Below are 328 nucleotides of genomic sequence, written 5' to 3' on the forward strand. Positions count from 1 at the left end.
AAGAATATTTAAAAGGAACCCACAGAAGAGAAGACGGCACACTTACAGATAACAGAAAAGTGGGAATGGTATTAAATCCGTCAAGTATAATAGGAACTCAAAGCACGACAATAAAGGCGGGCTCACTTTTGAATACATCGCAAATAGGAGCACCCGGTCAGGGGACGACATATATTGAGTTGACAGGTAAAGGAATAAATGCAAGTATAGGAAACAATGTAGGGAAAATAGAAGGAAAAGAAGTCCTTTTAGAAGGAAATAAAGGTGTAATAAATATAGGTGGAGAAATAAAAGGGAATGAAATAACGAAAGTAACATCAAAAGAAGG

Annotated in this window: 1 protein-coding gene; it reads left to right on the top strand. The window is 36.6% G+C overall.

Annotated elements, in window-relative coordinates:
• A partial coding sequence (locus EII29_RS12470; RefSeq protein WP_158612568.1) for a hypothetical protein occupies positions 1-328 on the top strand: 328 nt, incomplete at both ends.

It is taken from the genome of Leptotrichia sp. OH3620_COT-345 (assembly GCF_003932895.1).
Lineage (GTDB): Bacteria > Fusobacteriota > Fusobacteriia > Fusobacteriales > Leptotrichiaceae > Pseudoleptotrichia.